Source organism: Corynebacterium sp. J010B-136 (assembly GCF_002967075.1).
Taxonomy (GTDB): Bacteria; Actinomycetota; Actinomycetes; order Mycobacteriales; family Mycobacteriaceae; genus Corynebacterium.
The window spans coordinates 278,763-297,181 of sequence record NZ_PUGE01000003.1 but is presented as its reverse complement, the minus strand read 5'-3'; the positions used below and the strand labels follow the sequence as shown (position 1 = coordinate 297,181).

Sequence of the window (18,419 nt, the reverse complement as noted above, 5' to 3'; positions counted from 1 at the left end):
GGTTATCTGGGGTGGGTAAAGTACCTAAACCGCTAGCTTAGGCATCTTGACTGCGACGAGCCTCGATGTTTTCTTGATTCGGCTGGGTGTTCTCACGCTCTGCAATCCAGTTGGCAATGAGCTCGACTGCTTCATCAACCTGGATGCCGTTGGCTTGGGAACCATCGAGGAAGCGGAAGGATACTGCATCCGCTTCAGCATCACGTGCGCCAGCGAGCAACATGAACGGCACCTTGCCCGTGGTGTGGTTGCGAATCTTTTTCTGCATGCGGTCATCCGAGGTGTCGACCTCAGCGCGAATGCCCTTCTTGCGCAGTTTCGCAATAACCTGGTTGAGGTGCTCGACGTTGTCCTCAGACACTGGAATACCTACGACCTGGTGTGGCGCCAACCATGCTGGGAAAGCGCCAGCGTAGTGCTCCAGCAGCACGCCGAAGAAGCGCTCAATAGAGCCAAAGAGCGCGCGGTGGATCATAATTGGCTGCTTCTTGGAACCATCAGAAGCGGTGTACTCCAGGTTAAAGCGCTCTGGCATGTTGAAGTCCAACTGCACGGTAGACATCTGCCAGGTACGGCCAATCGCGTCACGTGCCTGAACAGAGATCTTAGGGCCGTAGAAGGCAGCGCCTTCTGGGTCTGGAACTAGCTCCAGACCAGACTTCTCAGCAACGCGTGCAAGGATTTCCGTTGAACGCTCCCAGATTTCATCAGAGCCCACGGACTTCTTTGGGTCGCGGGTAGACAGCTCGAGGTAGAAATCATCCAGACCGTAGTCCTTGAGCAAGGAAATAACGAAGTCCAGAACTGACGTCAGCTCATCTTCCAACTGATCATCGGTGCAGTAGATATGCGCATCATCTTGAGTAAAGCCACGCGCACGGGTCAGACCGTGGATAACCCCGGACTTTTCATAGCGGTACACGGTGCCGAACTCAAAAATACGCAGCGGAAGCTCACGGTAAGAACGACCACGGGTATCGAAGATGAGGTTGTGCATCGGACAGTTCATGGGCTTGAGGTAGTAGTCCTGCCCAGGCTTGGTCTCATTGCCCTCTTCGTCATATTCAGCATCGACGTGCATTGGTGGGAACATGCCGTCTTTGTAGAAACCAAGGTGACCGGAACGCTCAAAGAGGTCCTGCTTGGTGATGTGCGGAGTGTTGACGAAAGAGTAGCCGGCCTCAATGTGGCGACGGCGTGAATGCTCTTCCATTTCCGTGCGAACGATGCCGCCGTTTGGGTGGAATACTGGCAGACCAGATCCCAAGTCATCGGGAAAGCTAAAGAGGTCTAGCTCTGCGCCCAGACGGCGGTGGTCACGCTTTTCAGCCTCTTCCATCATGTGCTGGTAAGCCTCAAGGGATTCCTTGGATTCCCAAGCGGTGCCGTAAATGCGCTGCAGACCAGCATTATCCTGGTCACCGCGCCAGTAGGCAGCAGAAGAGCGCGTCAAGGTAAAGGCAGGAATGTACTTGGTGGTCGGAAGGTGCGGACCACGGCACAAGTCAGACCACTCCACCTCATTGGTGCGTGGATTGACGTTGTCATAGTAGGTCAGCTCGCCGGCGCCGACTTCAGTTGCTTCATCGGAATTCGGGTCAACATTGCCCTTATCCTCGATGAGTTCCAGCTTGAATGGCTCATCACGCAAGGCTTCTGCGGCTTCTTCATTGGAAGCAAACACGCCACGCTCAAAGCGCTGGCCAGTTTTGATGATCTTCTTCATCCGCTTCTCGATGGTCTTCAGATCTTCTGGAGTAAATGGTTCCTCAGTCTGAAAATCGTAGTAAAAGCCATTTTCAATTGCCGGGCCAATGCCCAACTTGGTGCCCGGAAATTCAGCTTGGACAGCCTGTGCCAAAACGTGCGCGCACGAGTGGCGAATAACAGCGCGGCCGTCTTCTTCAGAAGCTGCGACGGGGGTGAATACGCCATCTTCAGCAGGGACGTGAGCGAGATCTTTCAGTTGACCTTCTGCATCACGAACGACGACAACCGCCTCAGGTCCTTTATTGGGCAGACCCAGCTCCCTCATCGCAGTACCGACTGCTGTGCCTGCAGGGCAGGTAAACGGCTCATAATTGACCGTAGTTGCGGCGATTGCTTCTGACATGCTGCGCTCCTTTGCGCTAATGGGAAAAACGGCTTACCTGGCCGCCACCCTGATGTACAAGTTCTAACCCGGTTATCCTACCGCGTCTATTAAGGTTTCCGCCCAAAAGGTCCCCGTGGTTCCGCCGGATTGCACTCCCGGTGGGACAAAGTACACGGCAGAACCGATATGTGTGATCCACTCATTAAGCAGATCCACTTCATCCATGCGCCTTTGCATCGGTTCAAAAACCTTGGTCATGTCTTTCTGGAAACAAATAAAGACCAGTCCGGAATTCGATAACTGTACGTCGGTACCCGAGATCTCTTCCTCGTCATTAACGAAGCCGGTTTCTGAGATCGGCGCGTAGTCCGGTTGCATATCGTAGTTAAAAGCACGGCGCAGCATGCGCTCCTGCGGCTTGCCATCTGGTGCTTGGGCACGCGCAATGTGCGAATTGCGGTCGATGGTGGGAAGACCGTATTTATCCACCGCGTCAAAATCCGGCTTATCGAATTCTTCTTCACCAGTTAACGGCGCACCGTTATCAAGCTTGCGCCCAATGGAATTTTCGCGTGACTTCCGGTCAAGCTTCTCCCAGGTGTCAAGATTCATGCGAATGCGGCGCACCACCATCGAGGTTCCACCGCGCGCCCACTGCGGACCTTCATCGATCCACACCTGCTGGTCCATTTCTTCGTCACTGCGCGGGTTGACGGTGCCGTCTAATTGGCCAAAGTGATTGCGCGGAGTATCGCCCTTACCGCCGGCACCGTAGGCGTGGCCATAGCCTTGCTGGAGCCACTTCACCTGCGCATAATCTTGGCCAGCGCGAATCATATGCCGCATGGCATGGCCTGCTGTGACCGGGTCATCACAGCAGATCTGCAAGACGATATCGGTTTGCCCCCACGCAGGATCTAACTTATCGCGGTCAAATGCTTCAACATCACGCAGCCACTTCGGCCTGAGTTTTGAAGCACCAATGACGTCAAAGACCCGCTCCCCGAGCCCACAAGTAATCGTGAGATTGGCGGGAGTATCTGCCATCTCTGGTTCAAGCGAGCCAACCGGAGTTTCCGATGTACACAGTGCCCTGGCGTCTGCGGTCCATAACCGCATCAAATTGGTGAATTCCTTCTTCCCCACGGTGTCTTTGAGGTTGAAACCTAAAAGGTTCAACACGGCGTGCGAGCTCGCGGTGATGCCGGCTTGATGCTTGCCATCAAACGGAACCATCGCGTCTTTGAGGAAAGTCTCTATATCTGCCTGCTCAGTGGACGCGGTATTTGCTGCAGCTGCGTTCTTTACTTCGGGTGTAGTGCACCCCGCAATAATTGCGCCGGTCGCAGCAAGACCGCTGGCTAGGCCGCCGCGAATTAGAAGTGCTCGTCGGTCGAGCTCAACCATGAAAATATTCACCTTCTTGAACACTGTGCCTACTTAAGGCACAAAACCAAAACCTTAAAAGCTGAACAGATTAGTGATCGTGCTATTCGTCGTTATCATCGTGGTCGTCGTGTTCCTCACCAGCATGATCACCGTGGTCATGACCTAGATCGCCGTAGTTTTCATCGCCGGCGCCAATGGTGCGCACTGGGATGTCATCAAATTCTTCGGTCGAGCCATCAGCCAGCTCAACTGTCAGGGTGACTTCATCGCCAGCCATGACTGGTTCCTTGACGTCCATGAGCATAAAGTGTGCCCCACCTGGTTCCAGGGCCACGGATTCACCGGCTGGGATAATTAGTGGCTCTTCCATCTCCCGCATCTGACCGTCTACGGTTTCGTGGATCTCATTGATACCAGCGTCCACGCTGGAGCTAAAGGCCACGATCTCAATATCTTCATTAGATTCGTTGACCAGGGTGCCAAAAATCGCCGTCATATCGGCATCTTCAGCCATCGCACGCACTACTGCGTCCTCAAAATCCAAGGCATCATCAGCATCGTCCGCGTCATCGTTGTCGTCTGCGTCATCAGCGTCTGATTCAGCAGGAGCATTCGCAGCGGTTTCTGGCGCGGAATCATTTTGCGTGGAGTCCTGCTCAGAATTGCTACAGCCTGCCAATACCAAGGCTGAGGCAGCAACGATGGACACGAAAATGCGAGGGTGCTTTAACATTGCGATAAAACTTTCTCCGCCTTCATTAAGGCGGCGTAAAGGTTAAAAATGAATCGAACTTCTGTGAAAGAAAACTATTCTGCGTCGTATCCGCGGCGCTTAGCCAGCATCACCGCTAGGACTGCGATGACAGCCAGCACACCGACTCCGGCAAGTGCCCACTTCATCCAGGTGCTCATGCCTTCGGCTTCTTCTGCTGCTTCCGCAGGAGTTTCGGCCCCTTCAGAGTCATCTGCCGCACCGTTGGCGGTTTCTGAAGCACTGGCGGTTTCTTCACCGGATTCAACGCTGAAAGAGATACCGCCGCGGGTGGCATGCCCATCGGAGGAAGTAATTTGGAATCCGAGCATGTAGTCGCCATTGCCTGGGTCTTGATCCTCTGGCGTAGTGATGGTCAGCTCGCGCTCGTTAATTTCTGGTTCTTCAGAAAATAGTACTTCGCCGGTGGCTTGATCGGTGACTGCAAAGTTATTGAATCCGTCGCGTGGAATTGCAGAGAACTCAATCGTGATCTCTTCTGGGAATTCATCCAGTACGTCGCCTTCAGTGATGCTACCGCCAATTGCGGTGTCATGCGCCGACGCAACGGGTGCCAACAAGGCAGATGACAAACCCAGGCCCGCAACAAGTGCACCGGCAGTTAAGGTCCGTCCCAGATGGATCGATGATTGAATCATTTTTCACTCCTTGGCTCCAGGAAGAAATTCCTGTCGTGAGCCCACGTGTTAGACAAAGTACGCTTACTCAATGCGTACTAAGGATTTAGTCGTATCACCGCTGAGAATAGTTCCTTTGGTGTACTTTGGGAAAGCTGACGGCACGCTACCGTGCCAGCACGAACTTATTCTCACCACTGTCTTTAGTAATTCATCCCGACTTTCGTGCGCCGCAGTGGTGATATCAAACACAGCGGGTAGCGTCGTTGACGCTACCCGAAAGACATTTGGGCATGCGAAAAGGTGGGTCATTCTTTCTTTGAAATGACCCACCTTTTATGTGGAGCGGATGACGAGACTCGAACTCGCGACCCTCACCTTGGCAAGGTGATGCGCTACCAACTGCGCTACATCCGCAAACGAAACCAGGCCCGGTTTCTAGGATTTACCACCGAGGTGGTTATCCGTGTGCGCGATACTGGGATTGAACCAGTGACCCCTACCGTGTCGAGGTAGTGCTCTACCGCTGAGCTAATCGCGCTTGTACCTGCCCCTAGGACAGCACAAATTGAGGTGGAAACGGGAATCGAACCCGTGTGCACGGTTTTGCAGACCGTTGCCTCACCACTCGGCCATTCCACCGTGGCGAACCGCCTCAGGCACTTTGACGGCTAACCGTAAAAGAACCAGAGCGGATGACGAGACTCGAACTCGCGACCCTCACCTTGGCAAGGTGATGCGCTACCAACTGCGCTACATCCGCATTTTCAAGGTTTTACCCTTGGTGCGCGATACTGGGATTGAACCAGTGACCCCTACCGTGTCGAGGTAGTGCTCTACCGCTGAGCTAATCGCGCTAACGAAAGTTCCATTGTAGTGAAACTTTGAGCGGATGACGAGACTCGAACTCGCGACCCTCACCTTGGCAAGGTGATGCGCTACCAACTGCGCTACATCCGCACTGCTTTAACCGCTTGAAACTTCATTCTGAGATGACCTCAGATTAAAACGCTCGCGGTGGCTTGCGATATGAAACTTTATCCTTTGCGGCTCCAGTTTCCAAATCCCCCGCTCAATCCCGCTTTAGCTACCCTCAAATCGCGAAAAATCCGCCACTTAAATTACGACCGTGTAATTCCTGCCAAGCACGAAATAACTCGAGGCGAGGACATGGTGGCCACTATGAGACTAGGTTGGGCTTATGACTGACACATCGTTTATCTCCCTTCCTACTTCCGCCCCGAAGGTCGAAGACGTAATCGGACCAGATCCTGACCCCTCGCATCCGCATGTGCGCTTTATTGAAATCTCTACCTTGTCTGGTTCCGCCAGCCTGCATGGCAGTAGCGGCGAACTAGGTAATGAGCTCGATACCGCCGTGCTGCTGGGACTTCGAGAGCGCGCCGATGTCATCGTTGTCGGCAGCCGCACTGTGCTCGCAGAAGATTACGGCGGAGCTCAACCTTCAAAGGACCGTCCCAACCCTGCCCCCATCGCGGTGATCACCAACTCTTTCAATGTGGATGTCGCCTCTAAGTTCGTCCAAGAAGCCATTACCCCACCGCTGGTTGTAGCGAGTGACCAAGCGCTTGCTGATCCAGAGCTCGCCGACAAGCGCGAAGAGCTACAGCGCGCCGGCGTCGAATTGGTCAACAGTGGCAATGGCACCGCCACCGAAATCGTGCAGGCTTTAAGCGCACGCGGTCTTAATCGGATCGTGTGTGAAGGCGGCCCAGGCATTTTTGGGCTCTTCATTGCCGACAAGATGCTCGATCAGCTGTATCTCACGCTCGATCCAACGCTAACTACGGATGTGGAAAAGAATCTCGTTTCCGCTAAAGCTGCCTCCAGCGTTGGCATTTCACACAACAGCAACCTCCAGCTCAGCTTGGAGCAGGTAGTGGTAGATACCGATTCAACGGTGTTTCTTCGTTACGCAGTGCCCAGTAACCCGTAATATCGGCCGGTGTGACAGCTACATTTGAGAATCGTTTTAATTCCTGGGGCTCGGCCTCTACGCCACTGACCTCTATGGCGGAAGGTTCAGTGAAGCAACCCGAAAATGGGCAGGCACCATCTGACGCCTCGCGTATTTTCCAGATTCTTACTGCAGCAGCGTGGCCACTGGCCGTAGTCTTAGCGCTTCACCGTACTTTCATCACGGCATTCAACGGCACCGCCACGGATGATTTTACGACCGTTTATAACGCACTTTCACGGGCACTTACAGGTCTGTCAGTTTATGACCAGGCGTACCACCACGTTGATCCGCTCTATCTATATAACCCAGGCGCAACATTATTACTGCTGCCGATGGGGCTAGTGGATAACTTCGACGCGGTTCGCTACGCCTTCATCATCGTCAATAGCTTAGCCATTATTGTTGCCCTCGCACTACTTACCCGGTTGGTGGGTCAGTCATTGCGTGGGCCAGTATGGCCTTTTGCAATCGCCATTAGCTTTTCGACGGAATCAGTCATCAACACTCTGACTTTCTCGAATATCAATGGCATCTTATTGCTGCTGCTTTCCGTCTTTCTCTTTTGCTTCGTGCGTTCTTTTAGCCCTGCCGTAGACACGGAGGCCATCAGGGGCCGAAGTCTCAGCCCACACGCGCTTCGACATATCGCAGGAATTGCAATTGGGCTAGCGATTGTTATTAAGCCGCAGTTCGCGCCATTATTATTCCTTCCGCTTATGCGGCTAGATTGGCGCACCATCACCGGCGGTATCGCTGTTCCTGCCGTACTCAACGTCATCGCATGGCCACTTATCCCGGGAGCTTCTGACTACCTCACCAAGCTTGTCCCCTACCTCGGTCAAACACGTGACTATGCAAACTCCTCCCTCGCGGGGTGGCAGGCATATTTCGATATTCCGAATGCTCTTTATTTGCCCGTGTGGCTTCTTGTTGCTGCCGCCGTAGCTATCGGCATGCTGGTGCTGCTGAGATGGCGCGTAACCGATATCTTGTTATGGTCTTTGACTTCGAGTGGGCTCTTATTGGTCGGGGTTTTCACATTGTCATCGCTAGGTCAGCAGTACTACTCCATGTGGCTATTTCCTATGGTGTTTACTGTCTTTTTGTCTCGCAGCGTGTTTCACTCATGGCCGGCATGGCTAGCAGCTGTTTTATTCTTGGTTCCCAATAGCTGGACTTCTTCACTTTGGCCGAATTTCGGCAGGTGGATGGGCACCTACATTGGTACTTTAGGGTGGGTTTTACTCATCGTCGCAACTCTTGCAACCGCCGTAGGCTGGTGGCGTTTACAAGTGAAAAATCCGGCGTAGACTTTAGGTTATGAGCAACAATTTTGTATCGCCATCCTCCTCCACCGAGGACAATATCGACTTCAAGTCACTCACCGAAGAACAGTGGCGTGAGCGCCTTAACCCTGATGAGTACCAGGTTCTGCGCCAGGCCGGCACTGAGCGCCCTCACATTGGTGAATACACCAATACCACTGCGGAAGGTGTCTATCGCTGCCGTGCGTGCAATGCCGAGCTATTTCGCTCGACTGAGAAGTTCGCTTCCGATTGCGGCTGGCCGTCCTTCTTCTCTCCACTCGCGGGAGACAACATTATTGAGCGCGAAGATCGCTCTTTAGGCATGGTTCGCACAGAAGTACTGTGCGCGAATTGCAATTCCCACTTAGGCCACGTTTTCGCCGGCGAAGGATACGACACCCCGACCGACCTTCGTTACTGTATTAACTCAATTTCAATGAGTTTCGAAAGCGCAGATTCCGACAAGTAACTTCTTCGCGCCCATTTCGGGACACGAGTCCACTATGGGCACCACAAAGCGGTGGCACGAGCAAGTCTTCTACTTTGCTCGCGCCACCGCTTCTGCGTTACTAATTCGCCACCGACATTTATGTACTTATGTAGGTATGTAGTTATTCCCTGCATTGGCTCGAGGGGACCATGGAAGTGAAATTACGGCAGAATCTCAATTAGCTCGGAAACATCCTGAACACGACGTCCGGTGTGGAAAGGAATTTCATCACGGACATAGAGACGGGCTTCGGTGTAGCGCATGACGTACATCAGATCAACGATGCGGTCGAGCTTTGGCGCCTCGAAAGCGAGGACCCACTCATAGTCGCCCAATGCAAAGGCAGGAACCGTATTGGCGCGAACATCCGCGTATTCACGAGCTGACATGCCATGCTCTGCCAAAATCTTGCGACGCTTTTCTTCTTCGAGAAGGTACCAATCATAGGAACGCACGAACGGGTAGACCGCGATCCACTCCTCTGGCTCTTCGCCCATAATGAAAGAAGGCAAGTGGGATTTATTGAACTCCGCTGGACGGTGCAGCGCGTTGCCAATCCAGGTCACCTCAGAGAGCTGCCCAAGGACAGTGGTGCGGCGGAAATCCGCAAAGACTTTCTGAATATCTGAAAATTCCTCTGCGTGCCACCAAATCATGAAATCTGCACTGTCGCGCATCGCAGTGAGATCGTAGATGCCGCGGATGATGACAGTGCCCGCTTCTTCAACGGACTTAAAAAACCGTTGAGCCTCAGCGATGATGTCTGCACGCTCAGTTCCCAGAGCACCAGCCGGCACCTTAAATACCGCGTGCTGTGAGTACTGCTGCTTAGAATTCAGCGCCTTATAGTCGAGCTTTGCCATGGGAATTGCCCTGCCCTTTCATCAATACGAATAGATACGATATCCATCATAAGTTGGATAATGATGAATTGCACTAAATGTGACACGGCGCGCCTAAACGCAATGACGAACTTTAAACTATAGGTTGAGACTCGTGAGCATTTCCGACGCACCTACCCAGCACACATTTGGCGCCCCCACGCCGATTTTCGGCGATGGCAACGGCACCCAAAACACGGCCGGAGAATCAGAAAAGATGACCCCACCAGCATTTTCCCAAGCTGTTGAATCCATGCACGCAGCACAGCTACGTCCAGAGATCACCTTGGGCACAATTCGACCGCCACAAAAGCTAGCTCCGTTTAGTCACGCGGTTGGACTCGAAGTGGGTAATCATAGCGCTGACGATATCGTCCCGGTCGATACCGATGGCGATGCATTCGGTCGACTCATCCTCCTCCACGATCCAGGAGCGGAAGAGGCATGGGAAGGCGCAATGCGCCTTGTTGCCTATATCCAAGCGGACATGGACTCCGATGTCGCCGGAGATCCAATGCTTCCTGACGTGGCGTGGGAATGGCTAACTGAGTCTTTAGATGAACTCGGAGCAAGCCACACCAATTTGGGAGGCACCGTTACGGCAACGGCCTCTGTTCGTTTCGGCGAAATCGGCGGGCCTCCCCGCGCGCACCAAATTGAGATGCGTGCATCGTGGACCGCCAGCGGCATTGATCTGACCAAGCACGTGGAAGCATTCTCCCGCGTATTAGCGAATGTCGCCGGACTTCCACCTGAGGGCATTACTGAGCTTTCGCGTTAAAGTTCGGCAGCATCGCTGCCTGTTGGCAAAGTAGTTCGCCAACAGGCAGGCCAAATGCACAGGTTTGTTTCAACCTTGGACTACTCTTTGAAGCTATGAGTTCAGCGCGCAGCATTCCCGAAGGTGGGATCCCCACCGTATTTCACACGCGTGCTGGAATTGCTAAAGCCGCGCGCATCCTTGCGCAAGGTTCGGGCCCTATCGCTATCGACACTGAGCGTGCGTCTTCTTTTCGCTACGACGACCGAGCCTTTCTCATCCAGCTTCGCAGGGCTGATACCCCAATTATCCTCATCGCGCCTGAAGGCGTTCGTGAAGCAGTCCGGGAGTGTTTGGCGCCTGTCATCAATGGGCTGGAGTGGGTCGTGCACGCAGCTGCAACAGACCTCACCAGTTTGGCGTGGCTCGGGCTTTATCCAGGCGCCCTTTTTGATACCGAGGTAGCTGGGCGTTTGCTCGGTATCCAAAACCCGAACTTAGCCTTTGTCACCGAAGAATTCCTCGGTATCACTCTCGACAAAGGCTACGGCGCCACGGACTGGTCTCGCTTCCCTTTATCTAAAGCCCAGCTTGCCTACGCCGCATTGGATGTAGAGTCTTTGCTTGAGCTTGCCGATGAAATGACTTATGAACTCGAACAAGATCATAAGACGCGTTGGGCACAAGAAGAATTTCGCGTGATCCGCGAACAATTTGCAGACATTACCGCGCCTGCTCCCCGCCACTGGCACCAATCACGCAGTCTACGTGGCCTTTCAGATCCGATGAGTCTGGCCGTGGCCAAAGCTGTATGGGAAGAACGCGAATACCAAGCACAAGAAACTGACGTAGCTCCGGGGCAGATCATTTCCAATGCCGCCCTAACAGATATTGCTAAGCAGATTCCGCGTTCTATCAATCAGCTGCGACGTATTCCCCAGATGCGTCGGCGTTCCGCGGTGGAGCTCAACGCCTGGGCGAACATTATTAGAGCCGCTGCGGATTCTGATCCACGCACGTGGCCGGAATTGCCCGAAAATCACCACGACTTTCCTAATAAGCAATTCCTGAAAAATAATAACCCTGAGCTTCTTGAGCTCACGAATATGGCGCGTGAGCGCCGCGATGAATTAGCCGAGGAGATCGCGGTTGTTTCTGACTCCCTCGTCAGCGTCTCAACGCTGCGCAATACTGTGTGGGCTATTCACGGTGATAGTGCTAATCCGCACTTTGGCGATCACGCGCAGATTGTTTCCACCACATTTGAGCTCAGAGAATTTTGGCAAACGCAAGGGCTGCGCAACTGGCAAATCCAGCAGCTACAGCCTGTGCTTGCCCCTAGGCTGCTCTAACGTCGCTGCGTTAGTGCAGGTTGTCAACCCATTCGGTTACGGCAGCCGCAATGCCATCGGCATCCATGCCAACTTCTTCTAGTACTTCACCCCGAGAGCCATGCTTCGGGAAAATGCTTGGAAATGCCACACGGCGAAGCGGGGTATCTACTTCAGCAGCAGAGAAAGCTTCATCGAATAGCGAGCCCACGCCTGCGCGCATCATGCCGTCTTCTGCAACCACGACAATATCGTGCTCATCGGCCATTTCAATCAAGGACGGCGCGACTGGGCACAGCCACCGTGGGTCAACGACTGAGACAGCCATGCCCTTATCTTCCAAAATCTGTGCTGCGCTGAGCGAACGAGCCGCCATCGCACCAATAGAAATAACCAAGACCTTCTTTGCCTCAGCATCAGCAAAACGCTCCTGCTCAGACTCAAAGATGATATCGACGCCATCTTCGGTCGTTGCAACTGCATCCATATCCTCCAGCAGGTTGCCCTTCGGGAAACGCACGACTGAAGGTCCCGATTTAATCTCTAAAGATTCTTGGAAAAGCTCACGCAGACGCTGCCCATCACGCGGAGCAGCAACATGAATACCAGGGATAATCGTCGTCAACGACATATCCCACACACCGTTGTGGCTAGCCCCGTCAGAGCCGGTGACGCCTGCGCGGTCTAAAACAATAGTTACGGGTTGTTTCAGCAAAGCAATATCCATCAACAGCTGATCAAATGCGCGATTGAGGAAGGTGGAATAGATTGCAACCACTGGGTGCAAACCACCGAGTGCGAGGCCAGAAGCCGAAGCCATCGCGTGCTGCTCAGCGATGCCCACGTCGAAGAAGCGGTCTGGGAACTGCTCTGCGAAAGGAATAAGCCCAGTTGGTCCTGCCATGGCTGCTGTAATTGCCACGATGTCATCGCGCTTTTTCGCAGCCTCAATCAGCTCTTCAGAAAAGACCGCGGTCCAACCCGGCTGGCTCTTACCTTTAGGCACACCAGTAACAGGGTCAATTGCACCAGTGGAGTGCATTTGGTCCTGTGGTTCATTAACCGCTGGCGCAAATCCGTGGCCCTTTTCAGTAACCACGTGCACGATGATGGGTCCCTCATAATCACGCGCATAGCTCAGCGCATGATCGAGAGCATCCAAATCATGGCCATTGATGGGGCCAATGTATTTCATGCCGAGTTCAGGGAACATCTCAGTAGGCAGAATCGAAGACTTCACGCCTTCTTTGACCGCACGCAGTGCATCAAAAGTCCGGTTGCCGACCCAGCCGAGAGACTTGAGGGTCTTCTTGCCGTGCTCCATAAGCTCGTCATAACCGTGCTGAGCGCGAATTCGGCTGAGGTTTTCCGATAAGCCACCGATAGTTGGTGAATAGCTGCGGCCATTATCGTTGACCACGATTACGGCATTGCGCACTTTATCCGCAGAAATATTATTGAGCGCTTCCCAGCACATGCCGCCGGTTAGAGCGCCATCACCGACTACCGCTACTGCATTTCGACGCGATTCTCCCTTGATACAAAAAGCTTTACTCAACCCGTCGACCACCGAAATAGCCGCGGAAGCATGGGAGGATTCAGTCCAGTCATGCTCTGATTCACCACGGTCGGTGTATCCAGAAAGCCCATCTTTTTGACGCAGGGTATCAAATTGGTCTGCACGCCCAGTCAAGATCTTGTGTACATAAGACTGGTGCGAAGTATCAAAGACAATGGGATCCCGAGGAGAATCAAAAACGCGGTGCAGCGCAATGGTCAACTCCACGACACCGAGATTGGGACCCAAGTGCCCGCCCGTAACTGAAACCTTATCGATGAGAAACTGGCGAATTTCTGCAGCCAGCTCTTCTACTTTGTCATCGGAGAGGTTTTTCAGGTCTTGCGGTGATTTCACCTTATTAAGAATTCCCATGGAGTGTTTAGAATTCCTTTGCTAACGACGGGGCTAATTGAATATGAATGTGAAAATATCACGTTCATCGCGCCATATTGTTGGAAATGAGGCAGTATTTCAGCCAGACGCACGTGCGCGATCTTTTAGGATCTACCGTACCCCGCGCACTTTAGAAAACGTGAATGCGCACCCGACAAATCCTGCGTCTGACCAACTTTATGCTACACCCTAAAGCGCAGCAGCTTCTTCAATGTCCTCATTTTCTTCCACGACACCTGGCTCTAAAAGCGCGATGACCTCAAAGTGGTGTGTTCCAGGGAAAGCATTGACCAAAGTCAGGTGTGCGACCTGGAACCCGTGTTCATTCCAATATCCGATATCACGCGCGAAAGTTGCGGGGTCACAGCCGACATGCACGACGCGCTGTGGAGATACTGAAGCAACCGTAGAAACCACATCTAGACCGGCACCGGTGCGGGGCGGATCCATGACTACTGCCGTTGGACCTGGTAGCTGCGCAGCGACTTTTTCAACGCGCTCGGAGACCACGTCCACGTCATATTGTTCAAGATCTGATTGGTTCAGTGCGGTAGCAGCCGGTGAATAATCCACGGAAATCACCCGTGCTGGTTCCTGCGGTGTGCCAAGGCTGCGCGCAATTGCAGGAACAAATACACCGACGCCGCCATAGAGGTCCCAGCCTAAAGGCTGACGACCAGGCGCTTGTGGGCAGTCTTTGAGGTAGGTACGGATTACTTCCGCATAAGTATCTGGGGCTTTCGCGTGTGCCTGCCAAAAAGCGGTGGCCGGAAAGTGAAAGTGGTGCCCATCGGCCAGTTCTTCCACATCGCCGGTGCCCTCGATAACGGTGGTCACTTTCTCCACCCGACGCCCACGTGGTGCCTTCGAGGTTTCCACCACGTGGCGGTTTCCCTTGCTGTCTAAGACAGCAATAACTTCAGAACCTGGGGTGAAGCGACGTGCATCGGGGCCCACAAGGCCATCGACAAGCCCTGGCGCTAGTTGTGAACACGCTACTTCATGCACGATGTCATTGGAGGTACGCTTCCGCCCACCAGCTCGGCCTTGGCTATCCACCCCAAGGCGCACGCGGGTGCGCCAGCCACGCTGTGGGTTGAGATTGATGGTCTCAACTTCAGGAATCTCAGAAAGCTTAGCTACACGACGCAGCTGGTCAGAGAGCACGTCGAGCTTAATCGCTACCTCCGAAGCCGGATTCAGCTCAGCGAAATCGCAGCAGCCAGCACCAAGCTCAGCAGCAGGGCACGCCGATGGAACCCGATGAGGGCCTGCCTCCACTACGCTTTCTAGCTGCGCATGTGCAAAAGACTTCTTGGCCTTGGTCACGCGAGCTTGAACTACGTCTCCGGGAAATCCGCCCTGGACGAATACCACGCGGCCATCGGGGGCATTGCCTATGCCTTCGCCGCCATGAGCCATGCGGTCAACGGTGAGCTCCAAGCTGTCTCCTGCTTTAAGCAAGCCTTGCTGTTTCGAACTATCTTCTGCGCTCATCGTTCATCCTCTTTATTTACTGTCTGTGTTGTATCGAAATTGTTTGCATCTTCGAACTGGTCGCCATCCGCCTGCTCACCATCCGCCTGCGCGTCTTTCGCTGGAGCTTCTGAAGATACTTTCGGCGTGAGGGTGATTTCACCGCGCTCAACCGCTGCTTCGACGGCCTTATTGGCGCGACGTACCATCCAAATCGTCAGTACAGTGACAACACCGGTCAAAGGCCAGCCCATCAGGATTCGCACAATGCCTAAGGTCGTTGTATCGGAAGAGTTATAAAGGTTATTTTGGACGATAAATCGGGCAATAAAAATAACAACCCAACCAAGTGTTGCAATGGCATATGCACGACGCGCAGGAGTTACTTTCTGCCACGCCATATCCTCGCCATTGATGCCTTTCCATATAACACCAACGACTGGCCATTTAAATAACACGGAGATCAACGCAATAACAGCGAATACCAGCGATGCCCAAATTCCATAGAGGAAGTACCCCTTGGCATCACCCGTGTACCAGGCAATAGCCGCGCAAAAAGCCACACCGATGAAACCTGAAATAGCAGGCTGAATGGTCTCTTTACGAGCAATTCGCCACACCAAAATCACAAATGCGACAGAAAGCGCGGCGACAAGAGCTGGGCCAAGCCCCCACCGACTGTTTACTGGCACGAGCACCACAATCGGCAAGGTCGTCGACACAAGCCCTTGCCAGCCTCCCATCTGTTCGAGCAAAGTTTGCTCTTCGATGGGCTTTTTGGCGACTTTGGTTTTAGAGTGCTCGCCATTTCCTACTGGGTTATTCACCGTTAAATATTTGCCTTCGACATCGTGCTGAAAATTAAAGCACCCAAGGCACGCAGGTATTTAGCTGGCTTGGGTGCAATCAATAGCTTTACTCTACTTGGAGTCGCCATTTCCTTCCGAGTCATCACCGGTAGTGTCATCTGGTTCGGCTGATGTATCAGCATCCTCTGGATCATTTTCAGGGTGGTGCTCAGAATTTTTCGCCGCCTGCGCTGCTGCGTTTCCTCCCAGCATCTGGAAGAGCTGACGGGCAGCTGCTTCCTGGGCAGCTTTATTAGCAGCGCTCGTATCCTGCTGGGATTGCTCCTGAGGCTTATTTTGTTCCTGCTTGCGGCGCTCCATCTCATCTTGCACCTGCTTGACCAACTGCGGAGGCATGGTCACTGGAAGAGAATTCCCCGCCAGAATCGGATCATCGCCGCGGTAAACAAAGACACGCGACGCAACCTCGCGCGCCAGTTCAGTCAAGCCTTCTTCCTTGCCGGTTGGCGCGGCGAGCGTAAGTCGCAGCAACCACCGTGGGCCTTCAATTCCGATGATGCGAATCATGCCGTTGGCGTTTTGGGCAGCAATCTCAGTTCCCCATGGGCCTTCTTCTAATTGCGTAGGCATGCCGTCGCGCTGGATATTTTCTACCAACTCATTGACGGAAGATTCCCATTGCCCAGTCGAGCGTGGGGCTGCAAAAGCTACAGGCGTAATACGACCAAACTCCGTGATGATGTGCAACATCTTCGGGCCCTGCGCGCCCATTTCGACCTGCACCTGCGAGCGCTTAGGCAGCGGGATTTTCATCGACTTCAAGTCCAAAATTCCCGTAGAGAATTCCGAGAAGTCGAAAGTTTCAATATCGACAGAGTCCCCATCAAATGGGCCCATATCCCCATTGATGGCATCGTGGCGATTAACAGTGACGTGTAATCCCTGCGCAGCTGCGGCGTCCCCCGGTGTGTCTGCGGGAGCAGGAGCATCTGCGCTTAAAGACTGTTCAGACGCAGTTGGATTCTCCGCGGCATCCGTGTGCTCAGGAGAATTAGCTCCTGGGGCCGAAGTTTCCTCTTGCTGCTCAGGTTGCTCTGCGTTGTTCTTCTTCTTGTTTTTGCCAAAAGGCCAAAGTGCCATGGTGTTTCATCATCCCTTCGGACGAATTTATGAGTCGAATTCTTCTATTTTTTAAGTTCTGCTTACCCAACCACGTGAGAGAACTTGCGGGTTAGAGGTTCTCAGAAATTAAAAGTATTTCCTTCCAGCCTAACGAAGCTGAAGGATTTTTTAAGGTGGCTAATTGGATTTCAGCCTTTTGACGAAAGTTTTAAACGCCCGTCGATCCGTATCCGCCGTCTCCACGAACAGTGCTGTCGAGCTCTTCGACCTCAACGAAATCAACTAGTTCCACGCGTTGAATGACCAGCTGCGCAATTCGCATGCCACGCGTAATTTCAATGGGCTCCTGGCGGTCGTGATTAATCAGACACACCTTGATCTCGCCGCGGTAGTCAGCGTCGACTGTGCCTGGGGTATTTACGACGCTTAGACCGTGCTTGGCAGCTAGACCCGAACGAGGATGGATGAGACCTACTGTGCCCAGTGGCAAAGCAATAGCAATGCCAGTGCCCACCAAGGCACGTTCCCCAGGCTGCAAGGTTACTGATTCCGCTGCATAAAGGTCCGCGCCAGCATCACCACGGTGGGCACGTTGTGGAAGCGGCAATTCCTTATCCAAGCGCTTAATAGCAACATTGCCCAACAGCTCAGCCCCGGCTGCGGATTCTAGGCCAGAGAGGTGATTGTCATTGATATTTTCGTTCGTATTCACGCTCCACACCCTACCGCGCTTAGCTCTTCGAGTTTCTTTCAAGGACGCTTAACACATCACTAGCGCAGTAACAGGACCGAGGTGGTTCGCGAAAAATATTGGAACAAGTACACTTATGTTTTGTGACTTCATCAGCAAATTCCACCCCCAGCAGCACTCCTTCTTCTAACCAAGCTGGCTCCAATGGCCCCTCTGCCAATGCAACCGCTGAGGTTTTATACCGTGAGCGTCAGTGGGTGCCGTGGTACTGGTGGCTCGGAGCAGCTTTCGTAGCTGCACTAACGGCTGCGACTGTAGGCCTTAACCGCCACGATTTCTGGCCGGTGATTACATTTTTTATCGTCTTCGCCTTGCTAGCGTGGGCGCTAGTATCCATGTCTAAGACGGTCATTACGGTGGAAAAAGATCCCGATAATACTCGCTGGATATTGGTTAAAGGCGCTCAGCTGCCTAGCGATGTAGTCGCGCGCAGCCTAGCGGTTCCAAAGACCGCGCGCCGCAGTGCCCTAGGACCGCAATTAGACCCCGCCGCATTCTTGGTCAGTCACCAGTGGGTGGATGAGCTTGTGATGTTAGTGCTCGATGACCCAGAAGATCCCACTCCTTATTGGCTGGTCAGCTCCAAGGACCCAGAGTCACTTCTTCGCGCTTTTGTTCCTGAGCAAGCAGAACAAGCTATCAAGGACCTGAACGCTTAAGGAAACGTTCCTAAACGCTAAAACA

General features: G+C 53.3%; 16 protein-coding genes and 6 tRNA genes. 6 read left to right on the top strand and 16 right to left on the bottom strand.

Annotated elements, in window-relative coordinates:
• Positions 1–37: 37 nt before the first annotated feature.
• The 10 genes from thrS to C5Y44_RS07105 form a co-directional block, all read right to left on the bottom strand.
• Positions 38–2,113, bottom strand: coding sequence for a threonine--tRNA ligase (thrS, locus tag C5Y44_RS07150; RefSeq protein ID WP_105324290.1), 2,076 nt, complete (start codon positions 2,111–2,113; stop codon positions 38–40).
• A 72-nt stretch (positions 2,114–2,185) separates the two neighbouring features.
• Positions 2,186–3,502 carry a Dyp-type peroxidase gene (locus tag C5Y44_RS07145; RefSeq protein WP_105324366.1) on the bottom strand — a complete coding sequence of 439 codons (1,317 nt, stop codon included), beginning with the start codon at positions 3,500–3,502 and terminating at the stop codon, positions 2,186–2,188.
• 82 nt (positions 3,503–3,584) lie between these two features.
• Positions 3,585–4,217, bottom strand: coding sequence for a copper chaperone PCu(A)C (locus tag C5Y44_RS07140; protein ID WP_105324289.1), 633 nt, complete (start codon positions 4,215–4,217; stop codon positions 3,585–3,587).
• Between the two features lie 74 nt (positions 4,218–4,291).
• Complete coding sequence (locus tag C5Y44_RS07135) at positions 4,292–4,894, bottom strand: copper resistance protein CopC (RefSeq protein ID WP_105324288.1); 603 nt, start codon at positions 4,892–4,894, stop codon at positions 4,292–4,294.
• A gap of 320 nt (positions 4,895–5,214) precedes the next feature.
• A tRNA-Gly gene (locus tag C5Y44_RS07130) sits at positions 5,215–5,290 on the bottom strand.
• Positions 5,291–5,342: 52 nt separating this feature from the next.
• Positions 5,343–5,414, bottom strand: a tRNA-Val gene (locus tag C5Y44_RS07125).
• Positions 5,415–5,444: 30 nt separating this feature from the next.
• Positions 5,445–5,515, bottom strand: a tRNA-Cys gene (locus C5Y44_RS07120).
• Positions 5,516–5,563: 48 nt separating this feature from the next.
• A tRNA-Gly gene (locus tag C5Y44_RS07115) sits at positions 5,564–5,636 on the bottom strand.
• A 19-nt stretch (positions 5,637–5,655) separates the two neighbouring features.
• Positions 5,656–5,730 (bottom strand) — tRNA-Val (locus C5Y44_RS07110).
• 30 nt (positions 5,731–5,760) lie between these two features.
• A tRNA-Gly gene (locus C5Y44_RS07105) sits at positions 5,761–5,833 on the bottom strand.
• Between the two features lie 241 nt (positions 5,834–6,074).
• On the opposite strand from C5Y44_RS07105, the gene C5Y44_RS07100 reads away from it, so the two are divergent.
• From C5Y44_RS07100 to msrB, 3 genes are read left to right on the top strand one after another with little or no spacing between them, the layout of a single operon-like run.
• Complete coding sequence (locus C5Y44_RS07100) at positions 6,075–6,830, top strand: dihydrofolate reductase family protein (RefSeq protein ID WP_105324287.1); 756 nt, start codon at positions 6,075–6,077, stop codon at positions 6,828–6,830.
• Positions 6,831–6,841: 11 nt separating this feature from the next.
• On the top strand, positions 6,842–8,164 hold the full coding sequence (locus tag C5Y44_RS07095) for a glycosyltransferase family 87 protein (RefSeq protein WP_233189887.1): 1,323 nt from the start codon (positions 6,842–6,844) through the stop codon (positions 8,162–8,164).
• A 10-nt stretch (positions 8,165–8,174) separates the two neighbouring features.
• Positions 8,175–8,630 (top strand): peptide-methionine (R)-S-oxide reductase MsrB, encoded by a 456-nt coding sequence (gene msrB, locus C5Y44_RS07090; RefSeq protein ID WP_105324286.1) that lies wholly within the window; start codon positions 8,175–8,177, stop codon positions 8,628–8,630.
• Positions 8,631–8,812: 182 nt separating this feature from the next.
• Here the strand turns inward: msrB and hemQ are convergent, their stop codons facing one another.
• Positions 8,813–9,514: a hydrogen peroxide-dependent heme synthase gene (hemQ, locus tag C5Y44_RS07085; RefSeq protein WP_066793689.1), complete on the bottom strand. Its 702-nt coding sequence runs from the start codon at positions 9,512–9,514 to the stop codon at positions 8,813–8,815.
• 124 nt (positions 9,515–9,638) lie between these two features.
• On the opposite strand from hemQ, the gene C5Y44_RS07080 reads away from it, so the two are divergent.
• Positions 9,639–10,313: a DUF3000 domain-containing protein gene (locus tag C5Y44_RS07080; RefSeq protein ID WP_105324285.1), complete on the top strand. Its 675-nt coding sequence runs from the start codon at positions 9,639–9,641 to the stop codon at positions 10,311–10,313.
• Between the two features lie 95 nt (positions 10,314–10,408).
• Positions 10,409–11,644 (top strand): HRDC domain-containing protein, encoded by a 1,236-nt coding sequence (locus C5Y44_RS07075; protein ID WP_105324284.1) that lies wholly within the window; start codon positions 10,409–10,411, stop codon positions 11,642–11,644.
• Positions 11,645–11,654: 10 nt separating this feature from the next.
• Here C5Y44_RS07075 and dxs read toward each other — a convergent pair whose 3' ends face one another.
• From dxs to dut, 5 genes are all read right to left on the bottom strand, one after another.
• Positions 11,655–13,556 (bottom strand): 1-deoxy-D-xylulose-5-phosphate synthase, encoded by a 1,902-nt coding sequence (gene dxs / locus C5Y44_RS07070; RefSeq protein ID WP_105324283.1) that lies wholly within the window; start codon positions 13,554–13,556, stop codon positions 11,655–11,657.
• Positions 13,557–13,766: 210 nt separating this feature from the next.
• Positions 13,767–15,074: a class I SAM-dependent RNA methyltransferase gene (locus C5Y44_RS07065; RefSeq protein WP_105324282.1), complete on the bottom strand. Its 1,308-nt coding sequence runs from the start codon at positions 15,072–15,074 to the stop codon at positions 13,767–13,769.
• Entirely contained in the window at positions 15,071–15,796 is a 726-nt protein-coding gene (locus tag C5Y44_RS07060; protein ID WP_105324364.1) for a DUF3159 domain-containing protein, read from the bottom strand. The genes C5Y44_RS07065 and C5Y44_RS07060 overlap by 4 nt, the downstream gene beginning before the upstream one ends.
• A 177-nt stretch (positions 15,797–15,973) precedes the next feature.
• Entirely contained in the window at positions 15,974–17,002 is a 1,029-nt protein-coding gene (locus tag C5Y44_RS07055) for a DUF3710 domain-containing protein (RefSeq protein ID WP_105324281.1), read from the bottom strand.
• Between the two features lie 190 nt (positions 17,003–17,192).
• Positions 17,193–17,630, bottom strand: coding sequence for a dUTP diphosphatase (gene dut, locus C5Y44_RS07050; protein ID WP_105324363.1), 438 nt, complete (start codon positions 17,628–17,630; stop codon positions 17,193–17,195).
• 188 nt (positions 17,631–17,818) lie between these two features.
• On the opposite strand from dut, the gene C5Y44_RS07045 reads away from it, so the two are divergent.
• On the top strand, positions 17,819–18,394 hold the full coding sequence (locus C5Y44_RS07045) for a DUF3093 domain-containing protein (protein WP_199186003.1): 576 nt from the start codon (positions 17,819–17,821) through the stop codon (positions 18,392–18,394).
• Positions 18,395–18,419 lie beyond the last annotated feature (25 nt).